21 protein-coding genes and 5 pseudogenes are annotated in these 26608 nt (G+C 67.1%); 17 read left to right on the plus strand and 9 right to left on the minus strand.

The window, feature by feature from the left end:
• Positions 1-442 precede the first annotated feature (442 nt).
• A complete protein-coding gene (locus AB0I53_RS17150) occupies positions 443-814 on the plus strand; it encodes a hypothetical protein (RefSeq protein WP_358603216.1) in 372 nt (123 codons plus the stop codon).
• 733 nt (positions 815-1547) lie between these two features.
• Here the strand turns inward: AB0I53_RS17150 and AB0I53_RS17155 are convergent.
• Entirely contained in the window at positions 1548-2360 is an 813-nt protein-coding gene (locus tag AB0I53_RS17155) for a LysR family transcriptional regulator (protein ID WP_358603219.1), read from the minus strand.
• 362 nt (positions 2361-2722) lie between these two features.
• On the opposite strand from AB0I53_RS17155, the gene AB0I53_RS17160 reads away from it, so the two are divergent.
• The 11 genes and pseudogenes from AB0I53_RS17160 to AB0I53_RS17210 all read left to right on the plus strand — a co-directional run bounded on the left by AB0I53_RS17160 (position 2723) and on the right by AB0I53_RS17210 (position 13369).
• Positions 2723-4057, plus strand: coding sequence for an MFS transporter (locus AB0I53_RS17160; RefSeq protein WP_358603222.1), 1335 nt, complete (start codon positions 2723-2725; stop codon positions 4055-4057).
• A 17-nt stretch (positions 4058-4074) separates the two neighbouring features.
• Positions 4075-4455 (plus strand): annotated as a pseudogene (locus AB0I53_RS17165) (CoA transferase); the annotation flags it as partial.
• A 25-nt stretch (positions 4456-4480) separates the two neighbouring features.
• The gene (locus AB0I53_RS17170) at positions 4481-5266 is read left to right on the plus strand and encodes a CaiB/BaiF CoA-transferase family protein (RefSeq protein ID WP_358603225.1); all 786 of its coding nucleotides are present in this window, start codon (positions 4481-4483) and stop codon (positions 5264-5266) included.
• The gene (locus AB0I53_RS17175; protein WP_358603228.1) at positions 5263-6045 is read left to right on the plus strand and encodes an enoyl-CoA hydratase/isomerase family protein; all 783 of its coding nucleotides are present in this window, start codon (positions 5263-5265) and stop codon (positions 6043-6045) included. The genes AB0I53_RS17170 and AB0I53_RS17175 overlap by 4 nt, the downstream gene beginning before the upstream one ends.
• Before the next feature lie 4 nt (positions 6046-6049).
• Positions 6050-6862: an enoyl-CoA hydratase-related protein gene (locus AB0I53_RS17180; RefSeq protein WP_358603231.1), complete on the plus strand. Its 813-nt coding sequence runs from the start codon at positions 6050-6052 to the stop codon at positions 6860-6862.
• Between the two features lie 26 nt (positions 6863-6888).
• Positions 6889-8088 carry an acyl-CoA dehydrogenase family protein gene (locus AB0I53_RS17185; RefSeq protein WP_358603234.1) on the plus strand — a complete coding sequence of 400 codons (1200 nt, stop codon included), beginning with the start codon at positions 6889-6891 and terminating at the stop codon, positions 8086-8088.
• A 43-nt stretch (positions 8089-8131) separates the two neighbouring features.
• On the plus strand, positions 8132-9214 hold the full coding sequence (locus AB0I53_RS17190) for an acyl-CoA dehydrogenase family protein (protein ID WP_358603236.1): 1083 nt from the start codon (positions 8132-8134) through the stop codon (positions 9212-9214).
• Between the two features lie 58 nt (positions 9215-9272).
• On the plus strand, positions 9273-10379 hold the full coding sequence (locus tag AB0I53_RS17195) for a TauD/TfdA family dioxygenase (RefSeq protein WP_358603239.1): 1107 nt from the start codon (positions 9273-9275) through the stop codon (positions 10377-10379).
• Positions 10380-10556: 177 nt separating this feature from the next.
• Positions 10557-12131 (plus strand): AMP-binding protein, encoded by a 1575-nt coding sequence (locus tag AB0I53_RS17200; protein WP_358603242.1) that lies wholly within the window; start codon positions 10557-10559, stop codon positions 12129-12131.
• Between the two features lie 2 nt (positions 12132-12133).
• Positions 12134-12226 (plus strand): annotated as a pseudogene (locus AB0I53_RS17205) (enoyl-CoA hydratase); the annotation flags it as partial.
• 6 nt (positions 12227-12232) lie between these two features.
• Positions 12233-13369, plus strand: a complete 1137-nt coding sequence (locus AB0I53_RS17210; protein ID WP_358603245.1) for a CaiB/BaiF CoA-transferase family protein — start codon at positions 12233-12235, stop codon at positions 13367-13369.
• 169 nt (positions 13370-13538) lie between these two features.
• On the opposite strand, the gene AB0I53_RS17215 is transcribed toward AB0I53_RS17210, so the two are convergent.
• From AB0I53_RS17215 to AB0I53_RS17240, 6 genes are all read right to left on the minus strand, one after another.
• The gene (locus AB0I53_RS17215; RefSeq protein WP_358603248.1) at positions 13539-14717 is read right to left on the minus strand and encodes a helix-turn-helix domain-containing protein; all 1179 of its coding nucleotides are present in this window, start codon (positions 14715-14717) and stop codon (positions 13539-13541) included.
• Positions 14718-14952: 235 nt separating this feature from the next.
• Positions 14953-16500 carry a long-chain fatty acid--CoA ligase gene (locus AB0I53_RS17220; protein WP_358603251.1) on the minus strand — a complete coding sequence of 516 codons (1548 nt, stop codon included), beginning with the start codon at positions 16498-16500 and terminating at the stop codon, positions 14953-14955.
• 173 nt (positions 16501-16673) lie between these two features.
• The gene (locus tag AB0I53_RS17225; RefSeq protein ID WP_358603254.1) at positions 16674-17492 is read right to left on the minus strand and encodes an SDR family oxidoreductase; all 819 of its coding nucleotides are present in this window, start codon (positions 17490-17492) and stop codon (positions 16674-16676) included.
• A complete protein-coding gene (locus AB0I53_RS17230; protein WP_358603257.1) occupies positions 17489-17860 on the minus strand; it encodes a MaoC/PaaZ C-terminal domain-containing protein in 372 nt (123 codons plus the stop codon). Before AB0I53_RS17230 ends, AB0I53_RS17225 begins: the two co-directional genes overlap by 4 nt.
• Entirely contained in the window at positions 17857-18309 is a 453-nt protein-coding gene (locus AB0I53_RS17235; protein WP_358603260.1) for a MaoC family dehydratase N-terminal domain-containing protein, read from the minus strand. The genes AB0I53_RS17230 and AB0I53_RS17235 overlap by 4 nt, the downstream gene beginning before the upstream one ends.
• Complete coding sequence (locus tag AB0I53_RS17240; RefSeq protein WP_358603263.1) at positions 18309-19505, minus strand: lipid-transfer protein; 1197 nt, start codon at positions 19503-19505, stop codon at positions 18309-18311. Before AB0I53_RS17240 ends, AB0I53_RS17235 begins: the two co-directional genes overlap by 1 nt.
• Before the next feature lie 331 nt (positions 19506-19836).
• On the opposite strand from AB0I53_RS17240, the gene AB0I53_RS17245 reads away from it, so the two are divergent.
• Positions 19837-20994 carry an acyl-CoA dehydrogenase family protein gene (locus tag AB0I53_RS17245; protein WP_358603266.1) on the plus strand — a complete coding sequence of 386 codons (1158 nt, stop codon included), beginning with the start codon at positions 19837-19839 and terminating at the stop codon, positions 20992-20994.
• A 97-nt stretch (positions 20995-21091) separates the two neighbouring features.
• Here the strand turns inward: AB0I53_RS17245 and AB0I53_RS17250 are convergent, their stop codons facing one another.
• Positions 21092-21931 (minus strand): acyl-CoA thioesterase II, encoded by an 840-nt coding sequence (locus AB0I53_RS17250; protein ID WP_358603269.1) that lies wholly within the window; start codon positions 21929-21931, stop codon positions 21092-21094.
• Between the two features lie 216 nt (positions 21932-22147).
• Here AB0I53_RS17250 and AB0I53_RS17255 point away from each other — a divergent pair, with 216 nt between their 5' ends.
• Both AB0I53_RS17255 and AB0I53_RS17260 read left to right on the plus strand, forming a co-directional pair.
• The gene (locus tag AB0I53_RS17255) at positions 22148-23308 is read left to right on the plus strand and encodes an acyl-CoA dehydrogenase family protein (protein ID WP_358603272.1); all 1161 of its coding nucleotides are present in this window, start codon (positions 22148-22150) and stop codon (positions 23306-23308) included.
• 98 nt (positions 23309-23406) lie between these two features.
• Positions 23407-23736 (plus strand): annotated as a pseudogene (locus tag AB0I53_RS17260) (DUF2637 domain-containing protein); the annotation flags it as partial.
• A 7-nt stretch (positions 23737-23743) separates the two neighbouring features.
• Here AB0I53_RS17260 and AB0I53_RS17265 read toward each other — a convergent pair.
• Positions 23744-24010 (minus strand): annotated as a pseudogene (locus AB0I53_RS17265) (IS5/IS1182 family transposase); the annotation flags it as partial.
• 485 nt (positions 24011-24495) lie between these two features.
• On the opposite strand from AB0I53_RS17265, the pseudogene AB0I53_RS17270 reads away from it, so the two are divergent.
• A pseudogene (locus tag AB0I53_RS17270) lies at positions 24496-24717 on the plus strand (transposase); the annotation flags it as partial.
• A 529-nt stretch (positions 24718-25246) separates the two neighbouring features.
• Complete coding sequence (locus AB0I53_RS17275; RefSeq protein ID WP_358603275.1) at positions 25247-26608, plus strand: M20/M25/M40 family metallo-hydrolase; 1362 nt, start codon at positions 25247-25249, stop codon at positions 26606-26608.

Here is a 26608-nt window from a genome sequence, read left to right on the forward strand (position 1 = left end):
GGATTCGCCGCCTATCTCGTCAGATTCGACGCCGAGGCGTAGGCACTCCCTTGCGCCCCGCCCTCTCGGAGTCACACGATCCGTGAGCCGCCAAGCACGGTGCGCCACATGACCGCGCACTCGCCCACCGGAAACCTGGTTTGATCACAAATGACAACTTGAATCACACTGACCCCGAACCGCTTCTTAAATATCCATGCGCACGCATTTACACAGCCGTACGAGAGCGGGGATTCTGACGCGATTCTCCCTGCACAGCAAGGGAAAGTTCTGTCTCCTGAAACACAGCTCATCTGGGATTAAGCGTTGAATCGCGAAGGTTGAAGCGACTACGAGATCAGCATTCGGGTCCCGTAGCCCCGGGCAGGCGGTGCGGCTCAGCTACGCACCTGACACCCGGGAGCGAGCATCAATTGATCCAACACGATGAGGTGCAATTCAGATGCAAAAGATCAGTCGCGTTCTGGCTGCAGGAGCACTGTCGCTCCCACTCGCACTCGGCATCGCCGGCGTGGCCTCCGCCGAGGCTCAGGACACCAACATCAGGGTCGAGAGCCAGGCGTCCGCCCAGGCCGACGGCCGCGGCTCGGCAGAGGCCAACAGCCAGGCATCGGCCCAGGTCCACGGGCGCGGCTCGGCAGAGGCCAACAGCCAGGCATCGGTGCGGGTCCAGGACCGCGGCGACCACTGGAACCACAAGTGGCACAACGGGTACCGGGGCATCTACCAGCTTCGGGGCCACTTCCACAAGTACTCGGGCCACCTGTGCTTCCTGCCCCACGAAGTGATCGGCGGCGTGCACATCGCTCGCTGAGCATCGGGCACTAGTAGTGGGTGGGTTCTCGCCCGACGGCGAGAACCCACCCACCATCCTCCTTCTCGGACCTGACTCCCGGGGCGGCGCAGTTCAGCTTCGCCCCGGAACCGGGCGAAGGAAATAGCTGATCCAGCACGACAAGGGGTTCTTCAGATGCACAACACCAACCGCTTCCGCACGGCTGGAGCCGTGTCGTTCCCAGTCGCACTCGGGGTCGCCGGCCTGGCGTCCATCCTGATCAGGACGCGCAAACCGGTGTCAAAAGCCAGGCATCGGCGAAAGCCTGCGGCCGGGCTCTGGCGTGCGGGAAGAGCCCGCGAGCACATGCACGCCGCCAGCAGGTCCGATCTCCGAGTTGTCCAGAGCCTCGGCCCCGGGGCAGGGCGCTGACCAGCCGGACACTTGGTTGATCAGCCTTGCCGGAGGATGCCGGGAGAGGTGCGGGCGGCCGTCGGGGGGTCGCCCGCACCGATGGATCCAGCACTGTCCCGCCAATACCCGCTGGTTGCCGTCCGACCCGTCCGACCCAACTCGAACTCGCCGCCTACCGGCTGCCCACCGACAAGGCGTGCACACGTCGGCTGCACCCGCTGGAGCAGTGCAGGTCATCCCGACGAAGTTAATTGAGAATAGATCTTTTCATCTCGTTCTTCGTCACCTCAAGCCAAGGTGTATTCCTGTCCAGGTTGAATAAATTTCCGGATCCGACAACAGGAAGTAAACATGAATTTTACTCACTATCAGTCCGGCGGGAATGCCCCTGACGCTGCATGTCGCGCACCACCGCCCCGAACGCCGCCAGCTCGGCGGCTTCCTCCGCGATCAGCATGGCCGGCCCCACACCGGAGAGGACCAGCTGCGGGATCGCCTGCCGGTGCGCGGTCTGTATCCGCGGCTTCAACACGTGTCCACTTCGAGCCATCACCTGCTGCAGCGTCAACCGGGTTTGAAACCCCAACGGCAGCCCCGAAATCCAGGACCTCGCGGCGATGTCCGCCGGCCCCACCGGCCGGCCCGGATCCGGTGTTCCCGGCGGGTACACCGCTTTCAGGGTGTGGCGACCGAGGAGCACGGCGCGCATCGCCGGGTCTTCCAACGTGGTGACGAAGCCGATCTCCGCCCGACCGGTGGTGACGGCGTCCCGGACTCCGGTCACCGTCGTCTGGTCCTCGACGCGGACGAGCACCAGCGGGTAGGTCGTGGAGAACGCGGTGAGGATCGACACCAGCGGAAAGCGGGCGAGGATTCCCGGCACTGCGAGGTCCAGTCGGCCTGCCCGCACGTCGACGATACCGGCCACCGCCTTGGCGGCGGCAGCGAACTCGCGCATGATCCGCCGTGCCGGTCCGACCAGCGCTGCACCCGCCTGGGTGAGTTCGAGACGACTGGCCTGCCGATCGAAGAGCTTGCTGCCGACCTGGCGTTCCAGGGCCCGGACCGTCTGCGACACGGATGGCTGGCTGACGCCGAGGTTCAGCGCCGCGCGCGACATCGAACCGTACTCGACAACCGCGAGGAACACTTCGAGCTGCCTTCGATCCATCTTCCGCACTCCACCGGTCGGTTGTTGAGGCCTGGATGAGACGCCACTCCGTGCCCGCTGCGGAGGGCTGCCAGAACGCTGATCGCGGCGCACCGGCGGACCCCCGCGCTGAGGCTGCCACGTCTCACAGCCATTCGGCGACCGTCACCTAGCTCCGAATCTGGATTTACATATCCGTCAATGTTCTTAGTTGTCAACCAGAACAAAACGACTGTTGCTGTCTTAGTCGAACGCTGCTTTACTTCAGGCAGGACCGGAGCCCGATCGACCCCTCGCGTCGATCCAACTCGTCGTGGGCGCGGCATCGAGATCAGCCAACCCGAGGATCGCCGTTTCCACGGTGTCGTTCAGGAGGACCCGGCATGGCCGTCCAGCACAACCCGCATGTCACCACCACCGGAGCCACCCGCGCGCGGCAGCAACGCCGCGCCTGGCTCGTGGTCGCACTGCTGTGCCTGTTCATGCTCATCAACTTCGCGGACAAGGTGGTCGTCGGCCTGGCCGGCGTGGACCTCATCCGCGATCTCGGCATCGATTCGCAGCAGTTCGGGATCGTGCAGAGCAGCTTCTTCTGGCTGTTCGCGTGCGGATCCATCGTCGGCGGCGTGCTCATGGGCCGCGTACCGGCCCGGTGGCTGCTGGCAGGTGCCGCGGCGATCTGGGTGCTCAGCCTGCTCCCCGTGATCTGGACCGCGAGCTTCGGCGTGCTGATCGCCGCCCGAGTGCTGCTCGGGTTCGCGGAGGGACCAGCTGCCGCGATGGCCACCTCGGCGGTGCACACCTGGTTCCCCGCCGACAAACGCGCCATCCCGACCTCGATCGTCACCGCCGGTGCCGGCATCGGACCGCTGATCGCCGCTCCCGTGCTGACCGCCGTGATCGTCAACTACTCATGGCATGCGGCGTTCGCAGTGCTCGCGATCGCCGGTTCCACCTGGGTCGTGGCCTGGCTGCTCCTCGGGAAGGAAGGCACGGAATCCACCGGCGAGCCCGGGCCCCGAGCCGGTGACCCGACGGACCATGTCCCGGTTCGCACCTTGCTCCGCACCGGCACGATCATCGGAATCCTGGTCCTCTTCTTCGTCTCCTACTGCAACGTGGCCCTCAAGGTCAGCTGGATGCCGATGTACCTGCGCGAAGGACTGGGTTACGACGCCACGGCGGTCGGGCAGTTGAGCACGCTGCCCTACCTCGGCACCGCGGTCTTCCTCGTTTTGGCGGGAATCGCCTCCCGGATGATGACCAAACGGGGCGTCAGCAATCGCGTCGCGCGCGGAGTTTTCCCGATCGCGTTGGTGTTCTTCAGCGGCCTGAGCACGATCGCCTTCGCCTCGATGGACCGCGGCCCCCTCCAGATGGTCCTCATCGTGATCGGAGCCTCACTCGCCAGCGGAGGCTGGGGCGTGGCCTTCACCGCCGTGTCGGACGTCGTTCCCCCACGACGGCGCGGCACCGTCATGGGGATCATCGTCGCCGTCTACAGCATCGGTGACGTGATCGCGCCGCTCGTGCTGGGCGGCTTGGTGAACACGGCTTCGACGCCAGGAGCGGGTTACGCGAGCGGCTTCACGATGCTGGGAGTCCTCCTGGTGGTCGGCGCGCTGATCGCGTTGCCGTTGATCAACCCGGACCGCGACCGCAGGGCCATCGCGGCGCACGCCCGCACCACTTCCGATCCGGTCGGCATCGAACGTTGAGAGCAAGCGAGGCTGGAATGACGACGAAACCCCTCGAAGGCATCCGAGTTGTTGATTTCGGGCACCTGATCGCCGGTCCGGGCGCCGCCGCCGCGTTGGCCGCGCTCGGGGCGGACGTGATCAAGGTGGAACCGCCGCACGGTGAATCGGGCCGCGGCATCGGGTCCTACGGCAAGGCGATCGTGGCCGCCTACAACCGCGGAAAGCGTTCGATCACGCTCGATCTGCGTTCGGCGGCAGGGGCGGACGCGGCCCGGCGGTTGATCGCCTCGGCGGACGTGGTGCTGCAGAACATGCGTCCAGGAGCGATGGACCGGCTCGGCCTGGGCGCAGCCGACGTGCGCGCGCTGAGCCCTCGGGTCGTCTACGCCTCGGTCAGCGGCTTCGGTACGACGGGGGTTTCGCGGAACCGGGTCGGCTTGCTTGGACGTCACCGCGCAGGCCGAGAGCGGCATGATGTCGATCACCGGTGCCGCCGACGGGGACCCGCAGCGCGTCGGGTTCACCGTGGTCGACATCGCCACCGCCGACCTGCTCGCGCAGGCCATCCTCGCGGCGTTGTTCGCGCGGGAACGAACCGGGCGCGGCGAGCACATCCAGATCTCGCTGATCGAAGTCGCGGTCCACCTGCAGGCCGCCTGCTGGGCCGAGTACGGCACCACCGGTGTGGAGCCGCGAAGGTGCGGCAACCCCCAACCGACGGTTGCTCCGGGGGCGGACGTCGTGCAGGTCAAGGACGGCAAGGTCGTGATCTCGGCATACCAGGACGAGCACTGGCGGTTGCTCTGCACCACGATCGGCCGCCCCGAGCTGGCCGACGATCCGCGTTTCAGCGACAACCCGCAACGGGTCGCACACCGGGACGAGCTGCGGAAAATCCTCGAAGCCGCAATCGGTGACCAGACCCGCGACGAAGTGCTCGCCCGGTTCAACCGGCAAGGCATCGTCGCGGGCAACATCCGCGACTACCGGGAGGTGCCAGGCGCGCCCGAGGTGGAAGAGCTGGGAATCTTCCTGTCCGTCGACAGCCCGGACGGGGTGCCGATCCGGCTTCCCCGACCGCCGTTCCGCGCCGACGGCTGGTCCTACGGAACCGAATCCGCTCCCCGTTGCGGCCAGCACACCGCAGAAGTTCTAGCCGAAATCGGTTACGCACCGGACGAGGTCGAGTCAATGCTCAGCGGCGCGGCGAACGGGCGGCCTCGATGACGCTCGCAACCGGAAGTCCGATTCGGGTCGAACAGCACGACGGCTGGACCGAGCTGGTCCTGCAACGCCCCGAACGGCGCAACGCCCTGGACATCAGCACCGCCGAAACCATGCTCGAACTGCTTTCGGGCGATCCGGCAGCGGCAGAACGACGAGTGCTGCTGCTGCGAGGTGATGGCCCGGTCTTCTGCGCTGGTCTCGACCTCAAAGCCATGCACTCCGCGGATCCGGACGAGTGGATCAACGGTTTCTTCCAGCATTGGCTCCCCTTGCACGCCTCGCTCGCCCGACTGGAAATCCCGGTGGTGTGCGCGATGCAGGGCGCGGCGATCAATGCCGGTGCGGCACTGGCGCTCGCGGCCGACTTCCTGATCTCCGATGAGGACGCGTACCTGCAGCTCGGCGAAGTCCGGCAGGGACTGGCAGCACCGATCGGAACAGGTTGGCTGGTGCTTCGGCATTCGGCCGCACTGGCTCGGCGGATCGCCTTGCGGGGAGACCGGGTTCCCGGTCCGGAACTCGTCCGCCTCGGCATCGCGCACGACTGCGCGCCGTCCGGACGAGCGCTGGAACGCGCCCGTGCCCTTGCTGCCGAGTTGAGCGCCCTGCCACCGCAGGGTGTGCACCGGACCATCACCGGTCTGCACGCCGCGGCAGGGGCCGAGGACCCGCTCGACTACTTCACCCGGCTCTCGGATGCCGTCGCGATGCGGCAGATGCCCGGTTTCACCGCGGCTCGAATCGACGCGCACCCGCAGGCTCTCAGCGAAAGGCCCTGACGTCGTGGACACGATCACCGTAGACCGCCCCGGGGAGCCGACCATCCGGATCACCCTGAACCGTCCGGATCACCTCAACTCGTTCACCCAGCAGATGATCAACGAGATCGTCGAAGCGCTTCGTGAGGCGTCCGGCGACCGGCGTTGCCAAGCGATCATCCTGACCGGAGCCGGCCGGGGGTTCTGCGCCGGCGTCGACCTCAAGCACAGCGGCGTCGACCGCTGGATCGAAGACCGCGACCCGATCGAAGGTCGGGTCGAATGGGCCGAGTACATCACCACGCTCTTCAACGCCGTCCGCCGGAGCTCCAGGCCGGTCATCGCCGCGGTGAACGGCCCGGCCGTCGGTGGTGGTTTCGCACTCGCGTTGATGGCTGAACTCCGCATCGGCAGCGACGATGCGAAGTTCGCCGACGGGTTCATCCGCAACGGCCTGTCCGGATGCGAACTCGGCACCTCGTACCTGCTGCCACGACTGATCGGAGCCGGCCGGGCGAACGAGTTGATGCTGACCGGCCGGACCGTCGGAGCCGCTGAAGCCGAGCGGATCGGCCTGCTCAACCGAGTCGTGCCGAATGAGCAGTTGCAGGACGAAGCCGTGCGCCTTGCGGAGAGCATGACCGCGCACTCGCCGTTCGCCTTGGCCATGACCAAGGAGATCGCGAACGCCAACCTCGAAGCGACGAGCCTCCACAACGCGATGCTGCTGGAGATGCGCACGCAGATGCTCGCCGTGCACACCGCGGATTCGCGGGAGGCGCGCAAGGCACTGCTCGAAAAGCGATCACCCGGCTACACCGGTTACCGGACCCGCTGACCGAACCCCACCGAAAGAGACCTGGTATGTCCGACATGGATCAGCGCACGATGCTGGAACTCTCCGAGCGGATCGAGGGGTTCTTCGAGGAACTGCCCCCGCTGCTCGCGGGAGTCGAGGGGATGGTCGAGCGCGGCAAGGCCTACCGGAAGGCGTTGTACGACGCCGGGCTCGCCGGGTTGGAGGTCCCGAGCGAGTACGGCGGTGGCGGGTACGGGCCGACATCCAAGGCGTTGTTCGCCAGGCTGTCACGTGGACGTGTTCCGGCGGAGGACGACATCTTCACCATCGGCGTGGGCATGGCGATGCCCACGCTGCTCGAGTTCGGGGATGAGCACCTCCGCCGCCGCTACGTCGAGCCCGCCTTGCGCGGCGAGGAGATCTGGTGCCAGATGTACTCCGAGCCCGGTGCCGGATCCGACCTCGCCGGCCTGCAGACCCGCGCACTGCGAACGCCCGGAGGCTGGGTTCTCAGCGGTCAGAAGATCTGGACCTCCCGGGCAGAAGTCGCCCAGTTCGCGATCTGCCTCGCACGGACCGATGTGGACGTGCCGAAGCACAAGGGCATCACGATGTTCGTGGTCCCGATGGACCAGCCCGGCGTGACGGTCCGGCCCATCCTGCAGATCACGGGCGCCAGCGAGTTCAACGAGGTCTTCCTCGACGACGTCCTGGTCCCAGTCGACCACGTCGTGGGCGAGGTGGACGGTGGCTGGCCGGTTGCTGTCGCACTCATGCAGAACGAGCGCAGCGCCATCGGAGCCGGCGGCGGACGGCGCCCCGTGCCCTTCGAGAGCCTGCGCGATCTCGTGCACGACCGCGATCACGCTGCCGAACCCCGCATTCGGGAAGCGCTCGCCAACTGCTACATCGGGCAACGCCTGTCCGAACTGCTCACCGAACTGGAGGCGGATTCGGTCGATGCCGGCGTGCCGCTCGGCGCCGAGACCTCGCTCGGCAAGCTGTGGCGGTCCACCAACGGCCGGGTCGCGGCAGACCTGGTCAGCGAACTCGCATTCGCGAGCGGGGCGGCTTGGAAACCCGGAGACGATCGGGAGAACTGGGCTTTCGCTGTGCTGGACGCGTGCGCCCTGTCACTGGGCGGCGGCACCGACGAGGTGCAGAAGAACACCATCGCGGAAAAGGTTCTCGGGTTGCCACGAGATCCCTACCGCACCGACAAGATGCCGTTCCGGGATCTGACGGTCGGCACCCAACGCGATTGACCCGGTCAGCGATTCACCCGCGAACACGAGGAAGCACGACGCAATGAGCCTACTCATCACCGCAGAGCAGCGAATGCTGCAGGACGCGCTCGAACAGCTGTTGTCCCGGCACGATCCGGTAACCACCGAGGAAGCGGCGGAACGGTTGTGGCGGCAATTGTCGGACGAGCTCGGCGTCACCGGGCTGTGCGTACCAGAGGAATTCGGCGGCGCAGGAGGAACGTTCACCGACCTCGCCGCCGTCATGGAGGCGATGGGGCGGACGCTGTACTCGGGACCGTACCTGTCCTCGGCGGTGTTGGCCGTGCATGCGCTGCTGCTGTCGGAGGACACCGCAGCACAGCGCGCTCACCTCCCGGACCTGGCGCGCGGACACCGGCTCGGGTCCGTGATCGCGCCTGATCTGTGCAGTGTGGATGGACGTATTTCCGTCCAAGCGGAAGGCGATCGGGCTCTCCTCACCGGGAGCGCCTCGTCGGTGCTGGACGGGGTCGCTGCCGACTTGCTGATCGTAGTCGCGGAGATGGGCGATGAGCTGAGCTTGTTCACCGTTGACGCCTCGGCGACCGGCATGACCCGCGTTCCCCTGACGTCACTCGATCTCCGGCGCGGCACGGCTGAGGTGACGTTCGACGGAACCCCGGCCCGGCAGGTCGGCCCGCCGGGTGCCGCCGCCGAGATCATGCCTCGACTGCTGCGGATCGCGTCGCTCGCGATCGCCGCCGAGCAGGCCGGCGGCGCCGACCGCTGCCTGGCCGATGCTGGTGAATACGCCAAGGTGAGATACCAGTTCGGCCGCCCGATCGGGTCGTTCCAGGCCGTGAAGCACACCTGCGCCGACATGTACCAGCAGGTGCGATCCGGACACGTGGCGGTCCGGCACGCGGCGCGCTGCCTGGACACCGGGTCACCGGAGTCGGCGATCGCGGCCGCGATGGCGAAGGCCTACTGCACCGAGGCGTACATCGCCTGTGCGGCGGCGAACCTCCAGATCCACGGAGGCATGGGCTTCACCTGGGAGGAAAACTGCCACCTGCACTACCGGCGCGCCCGTGCATCGGCTATGTGGGCTGGCACCCCCAGCCGCCACCGGCAGTGGTTGGCGGATCAGCTGCTCACCGGCTAGCAGCTGACGGCCGGGGGTGGAGATCGACAGCAGCACCGACGAGAAGAGGAGAACCGCTGTGGAACTCAAACTCATCCGAGGTGGCGTCCGCGAACTGAACAGGACAAGCTCCGGCGAGCCGTACCCGCGGTTCGAGGTGCGTCCCTCCACACCGGTGATCGGCGCAGAGCTCCGAGGAGTTGATCTCGCCGCCGAGCTCGATGACGAACTGCGCGCCGAACTGCGGCGAGCCTTGCTGGAGTTCAAGGTGATCTTCTTCCGCGACCAGGAGATCACCTCGACGCGCCAACTCGAGATCGCCCGCATCTGGGGCGAGCCGGAGGCGAACCCGTTCTTCCCCACCGGCGACGAGGTCCGCATCTCCCGGCTGGCCAAGGACGGCCAGATGTTCGGCATGGAGAACGTCTGGCATTCAGACCATTCGTTCCTGGCCAAGCCAGCCCGCGGCGCCGTCTTGCGCGCAGCAGAAGTGCCCGACAACGCGGGGGACACGATGTGGGCCGACATGGCGGCCGCGTACGACAACCTCCCGGAAGACGTGCAGGCCCTCATCGACGGACTGGAAGCAGAGCACGACTGGATCTCCACCTGGGGCCGGATCCTCCCGGACGACAAGCGGGATGCGCTCCGCGAGGAGCTTCCGACGGTCGTGCACCCGGTGGTCAAGGTCCATCCCGGAACAGGTCGCCGCACCCTCTACGTGAACGAGCCGTTCACCGACCGCATCCTGGGACTCCCCGAGGCCGAGGGGCAAGCCCTCCTGGAGTACCTGCGCCTCCAGGCGCGAGTACCCGAGTACCAGGTGAGGTTCCGGTGGGCACCTGGTTCGGTGGCGATCTGGGACAACTGGGCCGTCCAGCACTACGCGATCAACGACTACTACCCGAGCCGCCGGGTCATGGAGAGAGTGGCGATTTTGCGGGTGACGGCTGGGACTGATCACCACTCCGATCATCGAGCGGTCCGGAACATACGGCGTCGGTCGCCTCGAAGCCCAGCCGCAGGGCGTCTTAGGGGCCGTTTCAGAATGCGGCGTCAGCCGCATGCGGTGTGGGACTCAGCTCGCACCGCCGCGGGTTCTCAGCGTTCGTCTGGCGAGGACAGCCGTGACGCCGTGTATTGGTCATACATAAGTCACGGCTCCCGCAGTCCAGGCGGACGCTGAGGTTCCGCCACCCGCACCGCAACGCAAGCCATTCTGCAACCACTCCTTACGCCGATTTCCCGTCGGACGCTACGCACATCCCGCCTCCGACAAGTCACACCGGAAGCACGTCGTTGCTTCGGCAGACCACGAAGTCCGCCACCCCTCTGGCGGACAGCCGTCCCGAAAGGTAGCGCGATGACCCCAGAAACCGATTCGGCCGGGTTCTTCCGCCATGCCGACGCACACCGCCACCGCACAGCCTTGATCCTCTCCGATGACACCGAGTTCAGCTATGGCGCACTGCTCGATCGGGTGCATCGGATCTCTCGCGTCCTGCGGCAGGAGGGCCTGCGGCGTGGCGACGGCGTGGCCGCCGTGCTGCCCAACGTTCCCGACTACTTCGCACTCCAGTTGGCCACCGACCAGCTCGGCCTCTACTTCACCCCGGTCAACCGGCACCTGACCGCAGCGGAGGTCGGCTACATCCTGAGCGACTCCGGCGCCGCCGTCGTGGTCACGGCCCCGCGGTTCGCCGGGGTAACGGCAGAAGCGGCCGATCTCGCCGGAATGGCAGGGGAAACTCGTCTGTGCTTCGGCCCCGCCACGGGGTTCATCGACCTCGACGCGCGGGCTTTGGCCAGTCCGCCCACCGCACCCGAGGAACGCAGCGCGGGTGCTGTCCAGTTCTACAGCTCGGGGACCACCGGCAAACCCAAGGGGATCAAGCGGCCTCTGCCGGATGGAGCCCCGGAGAACGTCTACGCGCAGATGGTGCGCAACCGGAGCGAGCAGTTCGGACTGCGCGTCGGGGACGAAGTTTCCCTGGCCGTCGCCCCGCTGTACCACTCGGCCCCGAACATGACCGCGATCTCCTCGCTCCACATGGGACACGTGGTCGTGCTGGCCGAGCGGTTCGACGCCGAGAAGACGCTGCAGCTCATCGAGAAGCACGGGGTCACCACCGGGTTCGTGGTGCCGACCATGTTCCACCGCATGCTCGCGCTCCCGGAGGAGGTCCGGCGCTCGTACGACCTTTCGTCCCTGCGCGTCCTCACCCATTCCGGAGCGTCCTGCCCGATCGAGGTCAAACAGGCCGTGCTGGACTGGCTCGGCCCGGTCCTCTACGAGTACTACGGCGCCACCGAGACCGGTGCGGCCGTTCTCTGCACACCTCAAGAATGGCGCGAACACCCCGGGACGGTCGGACGTGTGGTTCCGGGGTACGAGGTGAAGATCCTCGACGAACACGGCGAAGAACAACCTCCCGGGGTCGCTGGCGAGATCTACATCAAGGGCGGTCCCTCGTTCGCCTACCGCGGCAAGGAGGCCGAGACCGCGCACCAATGGCGAGGAGAGCACTTCGCACCCGGCGACGTGGGATATTTCGACGACGCCGGTTGGCTGTACATGTGCGACCGGCGCACCGACCTGATCATCTCCGGCGGCGTCAACATCTACCCAGCCGAGATCGAAGCCGTCCTGCTCAGCCACCCCGCGGTCGCCGATGCCGGGGTGATCGGCATCCCGGATCCCGAATGGGGGCATCGCGTGGTGGCGGTCGTCGAGCCCAAGGACGACGCGGAACGACCGCGGCTCGCAGCGGCGTTGGCCGATCACTGCAGGACGCACCTGGCCGGTTTCAAGAACCCCGGCCGCATCGAGTTCGGCCCGCTGCCGCGCACTCCCACCGGCAAGCTCAGCCGATCCCGCCTGCGCGAGGCGTACCTGGCCAATGCCGCCGGGTCCATCGCGACCCCGCCGGACTCGTGACCGACATCGCGAAACCGGTGTTCGAATCCGAAGACGCCAAAGAAGGTGCCCGTGCCTTCGCCGAGAAGCGGGCACCGATCTGGACTGGAAGGTGAACTGACGTGACCGAAGCACGAGGACCGCTCGCGGGTATCCGGGTCCTGGAACTCGGTGGGATCGGACCGGGCCCGTTCTGCGGCATGATGCTCGGCGACATGGGCGCCGACGTCATCCGCATCGACCGCCCCGGCAGCCCGGCCCACCCCGTGCTGCAGCGCAACCGCCGTTCGCTGGCGATCAACCTCAAAGACCCGCAGGGTGCTGCGGCGGTGCGGAAACTGGCCGCGACCTGCGACACCGTGCTGGAAGGCTTCCGCCCAGGCGTGGCCGAACGCCTCGGACTCGGCCCCGACGACCTGCTGGCGGTCAACCCGGCGCTGGTCTACGGGCGCATGACCGGCTGGGGCCAGGACGGGCCGCTGGCCCAGATGCCCGGCCACGACATCAACTACATCGCCATCGCCGGAGCCCTGCACGCCATCGGCGGGCCCGAGGACCCGGTGCCGCCGCTGAACCTCATCGGAGACTTCGGCGGCGGCGGAATGCTGCTGGCCTACGGGCTGGCCTGCGCGATGCTGCGGGCGAAGATCAGCGGAACCGGTCAGGTCGTCGACGCCGCCATGGTGGACGGCACCGCCTCGCTGCTAGCCATGACCTACGGGTTCCTCGGCGCCGGCGCCTGGCAAGACCGCCGAGCCGTGAACCGGCTCGACGGCGGCGCACCGTACTACCGCGTCTACCGCTGCGCCGATGGCAAGCACATGGCCGTCGGCTGCGTCGAACCCCAGTTCTTCGCCGCGTTCCTGCAGATCCTCGGACTCAGCGACGACCCGGACTTCGCCGCCCAGAACGACGAAGCGGCCTGGCCGACCATGCATCGCCGGTTGGAGGAGATCTTCACCGCCAAGCCCCGTGACGAGTGGGCGGAACTGTTCGCCGGGACCGACGCCTGCACCACACCGGTGCTGTCCCTGCACGAAGCCCCCGAACATCCGCACAACGCCGTCCGCAGCACCTACCGAACCGCCGACGGCATCGTGCAGCCCATGCCCGCACCTCGCTTCGGCACCACACCATCCGCCGTGCCTCGCCCGGCACCGCAACCCGGCCAGAACACCCGCAAGGTGCTCGCCGATGCGGGACTTCCCGACCACGAGATCGAAAACCTGATCAACACCGGCGTGGCGACCGAGGTTTGAGGCCCGCGACCATGACGGCGGGGTGCGCGAGTGCGGCGAACCGTGCTCGCGCACCCGTCCCGGTCGCCAGATCACCTGGCCGGTTCCCGCAGCCGAATGCGAATCGCCGGGGTCACCGGGCGCGTCGAGCCCCTCGGCTGAACCGCGCGCACAGCGCTGGTGCCGGAGTTCAGATCTCCGCGCGCAAGATCGCGCTGGCGACGGCCATGAGGTTTGCGTAGAACCCCGGACGGCGGACGAGGCTCGGGGTCGAGTTCAGGTGGTTGATCACGTTGATCGCCGCTCTGACCAGTGCACGTGCGGTGACGGAGGAGAGTTCCGGCCGGCTGGCCATCAGCAGCGAAACCCATTCCTGCACGTACTCGAGCTGGTTGCGCCGGCTCTCCGGCAACGTGCCCACCTCGGTGACCAGGACCGAGACCAGGTACGGCTGCGACCTGCAGAGGGCGATGTAGGACTCCACAACGCGGTCGAGCGCTGCGGCCTCGGTCGCGCTCGAACTCAACGCGGCGTGCAGGTCCAGCCAGAGCGCGTGGCTCGCTCGCGCCAGCACCGCCACGAGGATGTCGGCCTTGTTGGCGAAGTGGGTGTAGAGGCTGGGGCCGCTGACGTCCGCCGCGGCCCCGATGTCGGCCAGGCTGGTGTTCTGGAACCCGCGCTCACCGAACAACCGCACGGCTGCCGCTAGCAGCTTCTCCCGTTTGGACGCCGGTTTGAACCCGCGCGCGGGCGACTTCTCCGCGGCCGAACCCGGTCGGAGTTCCACACCGGCGGCGGCACGGCACCCGGCCAGCAGGCAATTGCCGTAATCCTTGGTCGACAGGCCTCTGATGTGACCGCTGGTGCTGGCCAGCACCGACTGCATCGCACAGGCCAGCAGCACCGCGTCGTCCTCGGTGAGTTCCGGCCTGTCCTTCCGGAGAGCATCGCGGTAGATCCGGTTCACCCGGCGCGACCGAACGGCCAGCTGCTTGCGGTCCGACTCGGAGAGGTGCCGAGCTTCCCTGGACCACAGCACACCGATGGTCGGCATTTCAGCCGCGGTCCTCGCCCGCTCCTGCAGGATTCCGTCCAGCGAACCAGAGTCGCCGCTCGCCGCGTCGAGGCGGTCGAAGAAGTTCAGCAGGGTCGCGTTGAGCAGCTCGTCCTTGCCCTTGAAGTGCCGGTACAGAGCGCCGGCGGTGATACCCACCTCGCTCGCGATCCGGTTCATGGTCACGTTGTGGAACCCGTGCTCGGCGAAGAGCAGACCGGCGGTCCACAAGATCTGCTGCTTCCGGTCCCGCGGGCGCTGGCGAGCACCACCGTGCGAGCCATCCCGCTCCACAGCCACCGCGTCCTGCCCCACAGGTCAATCCTCCACGTGCGCACGGCTAAGGTGACGACGGCCGTCGTCACCTTAGCCACTCTACACTCTAAGTAAATGTAAATTAACCAGCCACACAGTTCCGGGTGGGCAACCTTCGAAAGGGTGCATCACCGGCTGATCTGCGCAAGCGACGACGAGACATGAACTCGCTTGTCATTTTGTAAATCTCAATTAAAAGATTGATCACATCGGCGACGTTTCGGTGCCCGACGGTTCAGTTTACGGAACGCCCCGAATTGTTCCAGTACGGCTCGCGCAGGTCGCGTTTGAGGATCTTCCCGGCCGGCGACAGCGGCATGGCGTCCACGAACTCGAACGAGCGCGGCGCCTTGTACCCGGCGATCAAGGTCTTGGCGTGTTCCCTGAGCTCGGCCGCTGCGGCGGTGTGCCCGGGTTTGAGGACGATCACGGCGTGGACCCGCTCGCCCCACTGCTCGTCCGGCACGCCGATCACCGCGCAGGAGGCCACCGCGGGATGCTTGGCGAGCGCGTTCTCGACCTCGGCGGAGTACACGTTCTCGCCGCCGGAGACGATCATGTCCTTGATCCGGTCGACGATGAACACGTAGCCGTCGTCGTCCATGTAGCCCGCATCGCCCGTGTGCATCCAACCGCCCCGCAGCGCTTCGGCGGTTTCCCGGGGTTTGTTCCAGTAGCCGAGCATCACGTTGTCGCCCCGGGCCACCACCTGCCCGATCGTGCCGCGCGGCACCTCGACGTCTTCGGGATCGACGATCCGCACTTCGGTAGCGGCGATGGCGCGACCGGCCGACCGCAGCAGTCGTTCGTCCGCGTGATCGTCGTTGGTCAGCACGGTGATGCCGGGCGACATCTCGGTCATGCCGTATCCCTGGCTGAACCGCGCCCCGGGGAAGGCCTTCATGGCCCGTGCGAGCAGTGGTTCGGAGATCACCGAAGCGCCATATCCCACGTGCTCCACAGTGGATAGGTCGTGGGCCCCGATCTCCGGGTGGTCGAGAAGCGCCTGGATCATCGCGGGTACCAGCAACAGGTTCGTGACCTGATGCCGCTCGATGGCACCCCGGACCTCTGCCGGGTCGAAGGCGGGCAGGAAGACGTGCGATCCGCCCATCACGCACTGGCTGTTCCAGGCGGCCAACGCGGCCAAGTGGAACAGCGGAGCGACGTGCAGGGCTCGACCCCCGCGCCGGGCGCTCTGATTGGTGGCCAGCAGGCCGAACGAGGAGGTCATGATGCTGCGGTGGCTGAGCATCACTCCCTTGGGGAAGCCGGTGGTACCACCGGTGTAGAAGAGCCCGGCGAGGTCATCACCGCCGCGGCGGACGTCCGCCACCGGTTCGTGGTCCTCGATCAGCGACTCGAAGTCGGCCATGCCGGCGGGCAGCCCGCCATCACCGCAGTGCACGACGGTCGAGATGCCGTCCCAGAGAGATCTGAGCTCGGGAACGCGGGCGGCGAACGCATCGTCCACGAACAGCACCCGGGTGCCGGATTCCTCCAGGGAGTACACCATCTCGCGGGAGCTCCACCGGGTGTTGACCGGGTTCACCACGCCGCCCATCCACCACACCGCGTACAAGAACTCGTGGAACCGGTCCGAGTTCGCGGCCAGCAGTCCAACCCGGTCGCCTTCCCGCAGTCCCAGCGCGCGCAGCGCCCCGGCCAGGCGGGCGATGCGATCCGCGACCTCGCGGTGGGTGCGCACCCGGTCGCCGCAGATCGTGGCGATCTCATCCGGGGTCTGTTGCACGACTCGGTGCAGGCTCTGCGTGAGGTGCACGACGGCTCTCCTATGGCGGTGGGAACGTCGGTGAACGCGCGGATCACCGCGGGGCATTCGGTTCGGTGCGTCGGGAGCCGAGTCGTCCTCGGCGTTCACGTGTTGCCGCGCTCGGCAGCGGCGGACAGGCGGGCACCGACGTGCGGCACCCGCCTGTCCGGGTGCGCTACCGGTCAGAAACCACCGGAGCAGAGGATGACCTGACCGGAGACGTAGTCGGTTTCCGGGATGCACAGCGAATAGACGGCGCCGGCGGCCTCTTCCGGCGTGCCGGCGCGTCCGAGCGGGATGCCCTTCTCCAGGCGCGCGAGCAGCTCCGGGTTGACACCGACCGGAAGTTCGCGGCCCTGGATATCGATCGTCGCGGTCCCACCGGCGGGAGCCTCGGTCAGTCGCGTCCGGATCAGGCCGTAGGCCACGGCGTTCACGTTGACGTTGTAGCGGCCCCACTCCTTGGCCAACGCCTTGGTCAGCCCGATGATGCCCGCCTTGGCCGACGAGTAGTTCGACTGGCCGACGTTGCCGTTGACCCCGGCGCCGGAGGAGATGTTGACGACCTTGCGGTGCACCCGCTCGCCGCGAGCGGTTTCTTCCTTGGCCATCCGGGAAATGTGGGGCTGAGCGGCACGCAGGATCTGGAACGGCGCCTTCAGATGCACGTCCAGGATCGCGTCCCACTGCTCGTCGGACATCTTCTGGATGACGTTGTCCCAGGTGTACCCGGCGTTGTTGACGATGATGTCGAGGCCGCCGAGTTCCAGGCCGGCGTTGACGAACCGGTCGGCGAAGCCGTCCTCGGTCACGCTGCCCACCACCGGCACGGCCTTCCCGCCCGCCTTCTCGATCAGGGCGACGGTCTCCGCGGCCGGCTCCCGGTCGAGATCGTTGACGACGACGTTGGCCCCTTCGGACGCGAACTTCAGGGCGATCTGCCGGCCGATGCCCCGGCCGGACCCGGTGACCAGGGCGACCTTGCCTACGAGCTTGCTCATGCTGCGATTTCTCCTTCGATCACTGCGGTGCCGCGGAGCGTGACGGTGCCGTCCGCCAGCGCCATGGTCAGATCCAGATGCGTGTCGCCATCCACCACCTTCGCCACCTGCGCGGTGGCGACGGGCTTGGCGTGAATCGGCGTGATCGCGGTGAACCGGACTCCGAACGAACGGATGCGCTCCTGCGGGAAGTTCGCGGTCAGCAGCCGGCCGAGGTAGGCCATGTTCAGCATGCCGTGCGCGAAAACATCGTCCATACCACCGGATTTCGCCACGTCGATGTCGATGTGCATCGGGTTGTGGTCGCCCGAAGCACCCGCGTACAGCGCGAGCGTGGTTCGGGTGATCTTCGGCAGTTCGAGCTTCACTTGGCCGCCTCCGGGTTGCGCACGACGAGCGAGTTCGTCAACTCCGCCACCAATTCCCCGTTGCGGGTGACCTCGGTGGTGCGGACGACGAACTCCAGCGCGCCGCCCTTCTTGCTGTACACGTCCGTGATCTCGCCCGCGAAGGTCAGCCGGTCGCCCGCGTGGATCGGGGCGTGGTAGCTGAACTCCTGCTCGCCGTGCAGCACCCGGCGGATGTCGATGCCGAGCAGATCGATCAGCGAGAAGCCGTCGGTGCGCTCGCCGTCCAAGCAGAACAGGAACGTCGGAGGCACGAGCAGGTCCGGGTGCCCGGCCGCCTTGGCCGCGTCGACGTCCGCGTAGACCGGGTCGGTCTCGCCGATCGCCTTTGCGAAGAAGCGCAGGCGACCGCGCTCGATGTCGGCGGCGTGGCTCGGGATCTTGGTCCCGATCACATCTTTGCTGACCATCAGTTCCGTCCAGCCTTCTCGTAGAGGGTCACGACGCAAGCGCCACCGAGGCCCAGGTTGTGCTGCAAGGCCAAGGAGACGTCACCGTCGACCTGACGCGCCTGCGCCTGACCGCGCAGCTGCCACACGAGTTCGGTGCACTGGGCCAGCCCGGTGGCGCCGAGCGGATGTCCCTTCGACATCAGCCCGCCGGAGGGGTTGACCACGACCCGGCCCCCGTAGGTGTTGTCCCCGTCGAGGACGAACTTCTCCGCCGTGCCCTCCGGGGTCAGGCCGAGCGCCTCGTACGTGGTGACCTCGTTGCTGGTGAAGCAGTCGTGCAGCTCCACGACCCGGATGTCCGACGGGTCGACACCGGATTCCTCGTACACGTTGCGGGCAGCGGTCCGGGCCATGTCGTACCCGACGATCGTCATCATGTCGCCGGAGTCGAAGGTGTCCGGGACGTCCGTGGTCATCGACTGGGCCTTGATGCGCACATCGGTCTTCAGCCCGTGCCGGCGCGCGAAGTCCTCGCTGACGAGGATCGCTGCGGCGGCCCCGCAGGTGGGCGGACAGCACATCAGCCTGGTCAGCGGACCGTGCTGCAGCGGGGAGGCCAGCACCTCTTCCTCGCTGATCGGGGTGCGGAACACCGCGTACGGGTTGTTCGCCGCGTGCTTGCGGGATTTGACCGCGACCTTGGCGAACAGTTCGCTGCCCACCCCGTACTTGTCCATGTACGCCTGCCCGGATCCACCGAACAGCTGAGCGGCCATCGGCCCATCACCCCAGCCCTGGATGCCGATGGTCGCGTCGATGCCCCGCTTCATCGCCGGCGGGCGGTCCGGGAGCTTGCCGCCGCCCAGCGCGCCGCGCTGCATCTGCTCGAATCCCAGCGCCAGAACGCAATCGGCCGTTCCGGAGGCGATCGCCTGCCGCGCCAGCCACAGCGCCGTCGAACCACTGGCGCAGTTGTTGTTCACGTTGATGACCGGGATCGAGGTCTGGCCCAGACCGTAGATCGCGGCCTGACCGCTGGTCGAATCACCGAACACGTACCCGGCGTACGCCTGCTGCACCAGGTCGTAGCCGACACCCGCATCGTCCAGCGCCGCGCGCGCCGCGCGCTCCCCCATCACGTCGTAGGTCTCGCTCGCACCCGGCTTCGCAAACGGGATCATTCCGACCCCGGCGACATAGACGCTGTCGCTCACTGGCTCCTCCTCAGACTGAATGCCGAACCGCTCCGGCACCGCGGCTCCACCGCTGCCACCTGATCGGAGCTCACCCCGGGCCGCCGGATCCGGACGTAGTTAACGGACATTCATACGACGACCTGACCGCACACCCAGAGGGACTGTTGCGGCGATCGCGACGCCAACTGTCCTGTCATTTACTTCTACTCAGGAATCATGGGTAAGTCAACCTTTTGATCCGACATCAGACTGACTCTACGTTTACTTCAGGGCCTCGCCAAGGTGTGCCTCCTGGTCTAACCTGAACCGACGTTCACCAAAGTTCCACAGCAGGAGGAGAGCAGCGCACATGCAACGCAACGTGTTCACCAAGGACCACGAAGCGTTCCGGGAGACCATCCGGGACTTCATCACCAGCGAGGTGGCACCCGTCTTCCACGAGTGGGAACAGGCCGGTCACCCTCCCCGCGGCTTCTACCGCCGCCTCGGCGATCTCGGCGTCCTCGGCATGGAGGTTCCCGAGGAGTACGGCGGAGCCGGCCAGACCAGCATCAAGTTCCACGCCGTGATCGCCGAGGAGTGCGCCCGCGCCGCCGTGACCTTCGGGTCCTCCGGCGTCCACACCGGCCTGATCCTCGGCTACCTGCTGCGCTACGCGACCGAGGAGCAGAAGAAGCGCTGGTTCCCCGACTTCGTGAGCGGCGAGACCATGTACGCGATCGCGATGACCGAGCCGGGCACCGGTTCCGACCTGGCCGGGATGACGACCCGCGCCGAGCTCTCCGCGGACGGCACCCACTACGTCCTCAACGGCGCCAAGACCTTCATCACCGGCGGCGTCCAGGCCGACCACGTCCTGGTCTGCGCACGCACCTCACCGCCGACCGTGCAGAACCGCCGAGCGGGAATCTCCATCCTGGTCGTGGACGCGAAGAGCGAGGGCTACGCGGTCGGGCGCAAGCTCGACAAGATCGGCATGCTCAGCTCCGACACCGCCGAGCTCTCGTTCACCAACGTCGAGGTGCCCGTGGAGAACCTCCTCGGCGAGGAGGGCAATGCCTTCTACTACCTGTCCGACAACCTGGTGCAGGAACGCCTGATCATCGCCATCGGCGCCTGCGCCACCGCCACCGCGGCGCTGAACTTCACCATCGACTACGTCACGGAGCGCAAGGTCTTCAGCAAGCCGGTGGCCTCCTTCCAGAACACCAAGTTCGTCCTCGCCGAGTGCGCCACCGAGATCGAGGCGGCCCAGGCGATGGTCGACCGGGCCATGAACCTCCACGACGAGGGCGAACTTACCGCCGCCGACGCCGCCAAGCTGAAGCTCTTCGGCACCGAGATGGCCGGCCGCGTCATCGACAAGTGCCTCCAATTGCACGGCGGCTACGGCTACATGCGTGAGTACCCGATCGCCCGCCTCTACGCGGACACCCGCGTCTCGCGGATCTACGGCGGAACCAACGAGGTCCAGAAGACCGTGATCGCCAAATCCCTCGGCCTGTAGTCCGCCCTCCGAGCGGGGGCCGGCTCTCCTCGGCGCGCGAGACGGCTTGCAACGCGCCGCGAGATGGCCCCCGCCGGGACAGGTTCGAGGCTGCCGGTCAGCTCTTCCGCTTGCGGATCAGCACCTCCTGGACGACCGATGCGACCAGCCCGCCGTTCTGGGTGAAGAACTGACCGCGCGTCAGACCGCGGGAAGACGCGTAGCTCGGACTGTCCATTGTGAACAACAACCAGGTATCGGCTCGGAAGGGACGGTGGAACCACACGGCATGGTCCAACGACGCCATCCTGGGCGCGACAGGCGCGTCGCGGAAGGGCAGGTACGCGGTGGACGCCAATCGCACGTCCGAGGTGTAGGTCAGCGCGCAGGCGTGCACCAGCGGGTCGTCGGGAAGTTCACCGACCACGCGCACCCACATCTTCTGCTGCGGCCCCTGCCCGGTGTCGAAGTCCTGGCGCGAGTCGGCAATCCGCCGGGTCTCCAACGCCCCCTGGAACATCTGCCGCTCTGCCTCGTCCTCGGCGCTCCTTCCAGCGGCCGGACTGCCCGGCTGCGGCACCTCGGGCATGTCGACCTGGTGCTCCTCGCTGTCCTCCGACCGCTGGAACGAAGCGGACAGACTGAAGATCGTCTCGCCGTCCTGCACGGCGACGACCCGGCGGGTGGTGAAGGAAGCGCCTTCACGAGTGCGATCCACTTGGTAGACGATCGGCCGATCAGTCCTTCCAGGACGGATGAAATACCCGTGCAGGGAATGCACTGCGCGCTCGGCCGGCACCGTCGACCCCGCTGCGATCAGCGACTGCGCCGCCACGTGTCCGCCGAACGCCGTCAACGGGGCGCCCGGGTGACAAGTGCCCCGGTACAGGTTCTCCTCAACCCGTTCCAGCTCGATCAGCTTGGTGAACGGCGCCGCACCATCAAGATCAGAAGTCATACATCTACCTTATCCGTCGTTCACTTAGTATCCTAAGACCACGCTCCTCTCGCTGTGTTGATCACATTTCACCGATCGGTGATCGATCTACAGCTGATCCTCTACTTACGTTTCACATCGCGGACCCGCTGCGACCGCCACCAGAAGCCTTTCCCGAATGAGAGCAGGCCGCCCCTGGTCGAGCTCGACATCTCCATCGACGCAAGGACGAAGAACATGATCACATCCGAGGTCCGCGCACTGGACTTCAACGAATACTTGAATCTCATCGCGCGCTTCACCGACGAGGAGCTAATCCCGCGGGAGCAGGAGATGGTCACGCGCGGCGAGGTACCACCCGACCTGGTCGGACGCATGGCCGAGCTCGGCCTGTTCGGTATCACGCTGCCCCGCGACCACGGCGGGCTCGGCTGGAACGTCGAACAGCAGGTCCGGCTGACCCTGGAATTCACCCGCGCATCCTGCGTCTACCGATCGCGGTTCTCCACGACCATCGGGCTGGCCAGCCAGATCATCCTCGACCACGGCACCACCGAACAACGCGATCGCTACCTGGCGGCGATGGCCGCCGGCGAGTGCGTCACCGCGTTCGCGCTCACCGAGCCCGACGCCGGTTCCGACGCCGCCGCCGTCGGTACCCGCGCGATCCGCGACGGCGAACACTACGTGCTCGACGGGGAGAAGCGGTACATCACCAATGCCGCATGGGCCGACCTCCTCATGGTCTTCGCGCGAACCGACCCCGACTCCCCCGGCGGAGCCGGGCTGTCGGCGTTCCTCGTCGATCCGTCCGCGCCCGGCGTGGACATCCGAGTGCCGCCCCGGATGAACGGCCACGAGACCGGACCGGTCGCCGAGATCACCCTCGCCGAGGTGCGGGTGCCGGTCGCGAACCTCATCGGAGGGAAACCCGGCAACGGCCTGCGCCTCGCGCTGCGAGGGATCAACCACGCCCGAACCCACGTCGCCGCCACCGCGGTCGGCCAAGCCACACGGCTGCTGAACGACGCCGCGGTCCACGCCTCCCGCCGCCACCAGTTCGGCCGCCCCTTGGCCGACATCGGCACCGTCGAAGCCATGCTCGGCACCAGCTACGCCGAGCTTCAGGCCGGCCGCGCCCTGGTCCTCGACACCGCCCGCGCCTTTGACACCGGCCCCATCCCGCGCCACCAGATCGCCGCGGCGAAGTACTTCTGCACGGAGATGGCCGGCCGCATCGCCGACCGCGCCGTCCAGATCCTCGGCGGCGAGGGCATCGTCGGCGACCACGCGATTCCCCGGATGTGGCGCGACGTGCGCGCGCTCCGCATCTACGAAGGGGCGTCACAAGTGCACGAGCACAACCTCGGCAGGTACGTCGCAGAAAGCGTCTCGTAGCGATCCCCGTTCTTCAGCGCCCAGAAGCGGCACAGGCCCGCCTCGGTAAACATCTGCCCTGGGTTGCCGCAATTCGGCGGGGGCCGAGCGAAGGCTGAATCCGCGTGCATCCGGTACGAGCCAACCGCCTGGCCCGAACGAGGTGGCTGCTGGCCGTGGGCGCGGCCTTCGTTTCGTACCGGCATGGCCGGGAGTCCGCTCTGCGGTTCGGCACGGACGAGGCCACCGCGACGATCTGGCCGTTGCTCGTGGATGGGTTGCTGACAATGGCCACGGTCGAGCTATGGAAGTACGACCACAGCCGACGCGACGGCGGACAGTGGAAAGCGTGGCTGCCGTTCACCCTCGGAATTGGACTGTCATTGTGCGCCAACGTGGCCTCCGCTCCTGAGCTGAGTGCCTTCGCGATCGCAGTGGCGGCCTGGCCCTGCCCCGCAGGTCCGGGGCCTGGACGGCCAGGACCTCGATGACCTCGTCGATATACCGGTATCCGGTCGCGCGGGAGATGTTGTTGTCGCGGGCGAGTCCGGGGATGGCGGTGCGGTCACGGAACCACCGCAACCCCAGCACTGCCTGCTGGAACGTCGACAACGCTCGCCGCCCGAGCGGGGTAGCGCGGCGGCGGCGTTCCTGGACCAGAAGCCGGCTGAGGTAGTGGGCGAGTTCGTCAGCGACATCAAGCGTGGCACGATAGGTGATCACGTGGGGTCCCGGCCTTACAGAAGCCGATCTTGTGGTGAGACCTCTTCTACCAGGACCCCACCTCCACACCTCTTCAGGCCCTCAGCCACCCGAACCCACTGAGATCACCTCAATGAGCATCGTCAATTGCGACTGAATGAGAGCCGTTGGGGAGGGATCATGGGCCAACAACCCCCATGATCCCTCCCCGAACCAGAACACGTCCCATCAGGTGTTCGCAAGGCGATCCCTGGCCGGCCGCCAGGAACTCCATCCCTCATTAGTCCGGTCGAGGTTGCTCAAGCACGTCTGCGACCGTGGTGGACGGACCAGGGCACCTCCGAACCGCGGCGAGGATCTGTCAAATCGACGGTGGATCGCGTTGATGTGGTCACTTCCTGCCTGCCTCTTCCGGTCCCGGTGGGAACCGGGGACATGATGGCCAGGTAGACGCACTCGAGTCCGCGGCCTGTTCGTTCCGGAAGTGGCCGCAGGCCTTCACGGGTCTGCGCGTCTTCGCGGTCGGAGGCGAGACTGGCAAAGAAGCGCCGCGGCGGCGTCCGCCCCGGGCGGCACGACGCCGGACACCCGAGCTCGTCAAGCCTGCGCGGACGACCCGATCGCGGCTCTCGGTCATCCATGCGACTCCCGACCACGGCTTGTCCAACGCGTTGATCGAATCAACCAACACCAAGATCCGGCTGCTGGCCGGCCTGCCCTTCGGGTTCGGCACACCCCGAAGCCCTGATCTTCCTCGCCCTGCGGCGACTACCGCCTCGAACTACCCGACAGCACCCGAGCATAGATCAACAAGGGCTTTCTTGTTGCGCTGTCAGAATTTTCGACGACCGGTGGGCATTCATCACTCGTCTGCTGCATGATCAACCATTCGTCGGAGTCGAGAGACACGGATCGTGAAATAGCTTTGGGCTGAACGCGGGTTCTCGGCCACCGAGGAGTGAAGGTGTCCCGTTCCGGTCGCCAGCGGTTCCGCGGCTGTGGGATACAGGAGTCGTCCCCTTCGCCAACGTTCGAGAGGTCAGGGTGCGCGAGTTTCCCCATCCGCCCCATGGCAAGCCGGTCGTCCGCCGTCGCCGCTTTCGGTGGCAATTAATCCTCTGTGGACGCTCGCATTTGACCGCACGACGCACCTGACCGATTTCCACCTCAGCCGGGGATCTTCCCAGAACAGACGGGTTCTCCGCCGCTCGCGTCGCGCGAACGGCGTGATCCCGCGCGTGCGACACGAGGAGTCTGATGCTCACCGACACTGCCACGACGTCCGGCGACACCGCGCTGAAGCAGAAGGTGTCGTCGCTCATGAGCACCCTGAAGTCCGACCTGTGCGACCTGGTCAGGATCAGGTCCACGAAGGACGGCGCCACCACGGAAGCGGCCAAAAAGGTCGTGGAGCTGCTGAAGGGGGCCGGGGTCGGCAACGCCACGACCGTGGACATCGGATCCGGCAGGGCACCATTGGTGCACGGCAGCGTCACCGGCCGGACGGGCAAGCCGACGGTCCTGCTCTACGCGCACTACGACGTGCAACCGGCCGGGCCGTGGGACGAGACGGAAGCCTTCACACCCACGGAGGTGAACGGCCGCCTGCGGGGGCGTGGCGCTGCCGACGACAAGTCCGGGATCATGATGCACGTCGGCGCGCTGCGGGCATTCGACAACAACCCGCCGGTGAACCTGGAGATCCTCATCGAGGGCGAGGAGGAGAGCGGTACCGGCTCGCTGGAGGAGTACCTCGCGAAGCCGGAGAACAAGGACAGGTTCAAGGCCGACGCCTACGTCGTCGCCGACACCGGCGGTGTCGCGGTCGGCCGTCCGGCGCTGACCGCCACGCTGCGCGGGATCGCCCAGGCCGACGTCACGGTGCGGACACTCGACGCGCCCGTGCACTCGGGGATGTACGGCGGTCCGGCCCCGGACGCGTTCATGGCGTTGAGCCGCATCCTGGCGACGCTGCACGACGACAAGGGAGACGTGGCGGTCGAGGGCCTGCTCAGCAAGCCGTGGACCGGTTCGGACCATCCGGACGCGACGACCTACCGGCAGAACGCGGGCGTGCACTGCGGCGTACCGCTGATCGGCACCGGGTCCGTGGCGCAACGGCTCTACTTCAAGCCGTCGATCAACGTGACCGGGCTCGACGGGGCTCCGCCGCCCGTGCACCAGTCGGTCAACGCGCTGCGGTCCGAGGCCACCGCCCGCGTGAGCATCCGGCTGGCGCCGGGGCAGAAGCCCACCGACGCGTTCGCGGCGCTGCGCAGGCACATCGACCAGCACCGCCCGTGGTTCCTGCCGGTCGAGGTGACCTACGCCGGTGGCGGCGAGGGCTTCGAGGCCCGGACCGGCTCGACCGCCTTCGCCAAGGCCCAGGCCGCGTTGAAGGAGGCGTACGGGCAGGACCCCACCACGCTCGGCCAAGGCGGCTCGATCCCGCTCGTCAACCTGCTCCAGGCCCGCAAGCCTGACGCACCGGTGCTGCTATGGGGCTGCGAGGAGCCCGCTGCCCGCATCCACGCGCCCCACGAGAGCGTCCACCTCGGCGAACTGGAGCGGATGACGCTCGCCCAGGCCCTGTTCCTCAAAGCCCTGTCCCAGCAGTGA

Source organism: Saccharopolyspora sp. NPDC050389, assembly GCF_040655595.1.
GTDB lineage: Bacteria > Actinomycetota > Actinomycetes > Mycobacteriales > Pseudonocardiaceae > Saccharopolyspora.

Coding starts and splice junctions, on each gene's coding strand:
- AB0I53_RS17150 (WP_358603216.1), top strand. CDS start 443: ATGCAAAAGATCAGTCGCGTTCTGGCTGCAGGAGCACTGTCGCTCCCA.
- AB0I53_RS17155 (WP_358603219.1), bottom strand. CDS start 2,360: ATGGATCGAAGGCAGCTCGAAGTGTTCCTCGCGGTTGTCGAGTACGGT.
- AB0I53_RS17160 (WP_358603222.1), top strand. CDS start 2,723: ATGGCCGTCCAGCACAACCCGCATGTCACCACCACCGGAGCCACCCGC.
- AB0I53_RS17175 (WP_358603228.1), top strand. CDS start 5,263: ATGACGCTCGCAACCGGAAGTCCGATTCGGGTCGAACAGCACGACGGC.
- AB0I53_RS17185 (WP_358603234.1), top strand. CDS start 6,889: ATGTCCGACATGGATCAGCGCACGATGCTGGAACTCTCCGAGCGGATC.
- AB0I53_RS17190 (WP_358603236.1), top strand. CDS start 8,132: ATGAGCCTACTCATCACCGCAGAGCAGCGAATGCTGCAGGACGCGCTC.
- AB0I53_RS17200 (WP_358603242.1), top strand. CDS start 10,557: ATGACCCCAGAAACCGATTCGGCCGGGTTCTTCCGCCATGCCGACGCA.
- AB0I53_RS17225 (WP_358603254.1), bottom strand. CDS start 17,492: ATGAGCAAGCTCGTAGGCAAGGTCGCCCTGGTCACCGGGTCCGGCCGG.
- AB0I53_RS17235 (WP_358603260.1), bottom strand. CDS start 18,309: ATGGTCAGCAAAGATGTGATCGGGACCAAGATCCCGAGCCACGCCGCC.
- AB0I53_RS17245 (WP_358603266.1), top strand. CDS start 19,837: ATGCAACGCAACGTGTTCACCAAGGACCACGAAGCGTTCCGGGAGACC.
- AB0I53_RS17250 (WP_358603269.1), bottom strand. CDS start 21,931: ATGACTTCTGATCTTGATGGTGCGGCGCCGTTCACCAAGCTGATCGAG.
- AB0I53_RS17255 (WP_358603272.1), top strand. CDS start 22,148: ATGATCACATCCGAGGTCCGCGCACTGGACTTCAACGAATACTTGAAT.
- AB0I53_RS17275 (WP_358603275.1), top strand. CDS start 25,247: ATGCTCACCGACACTGCCACGACGTCCGGCGACACCGCGCTGAAGCAG.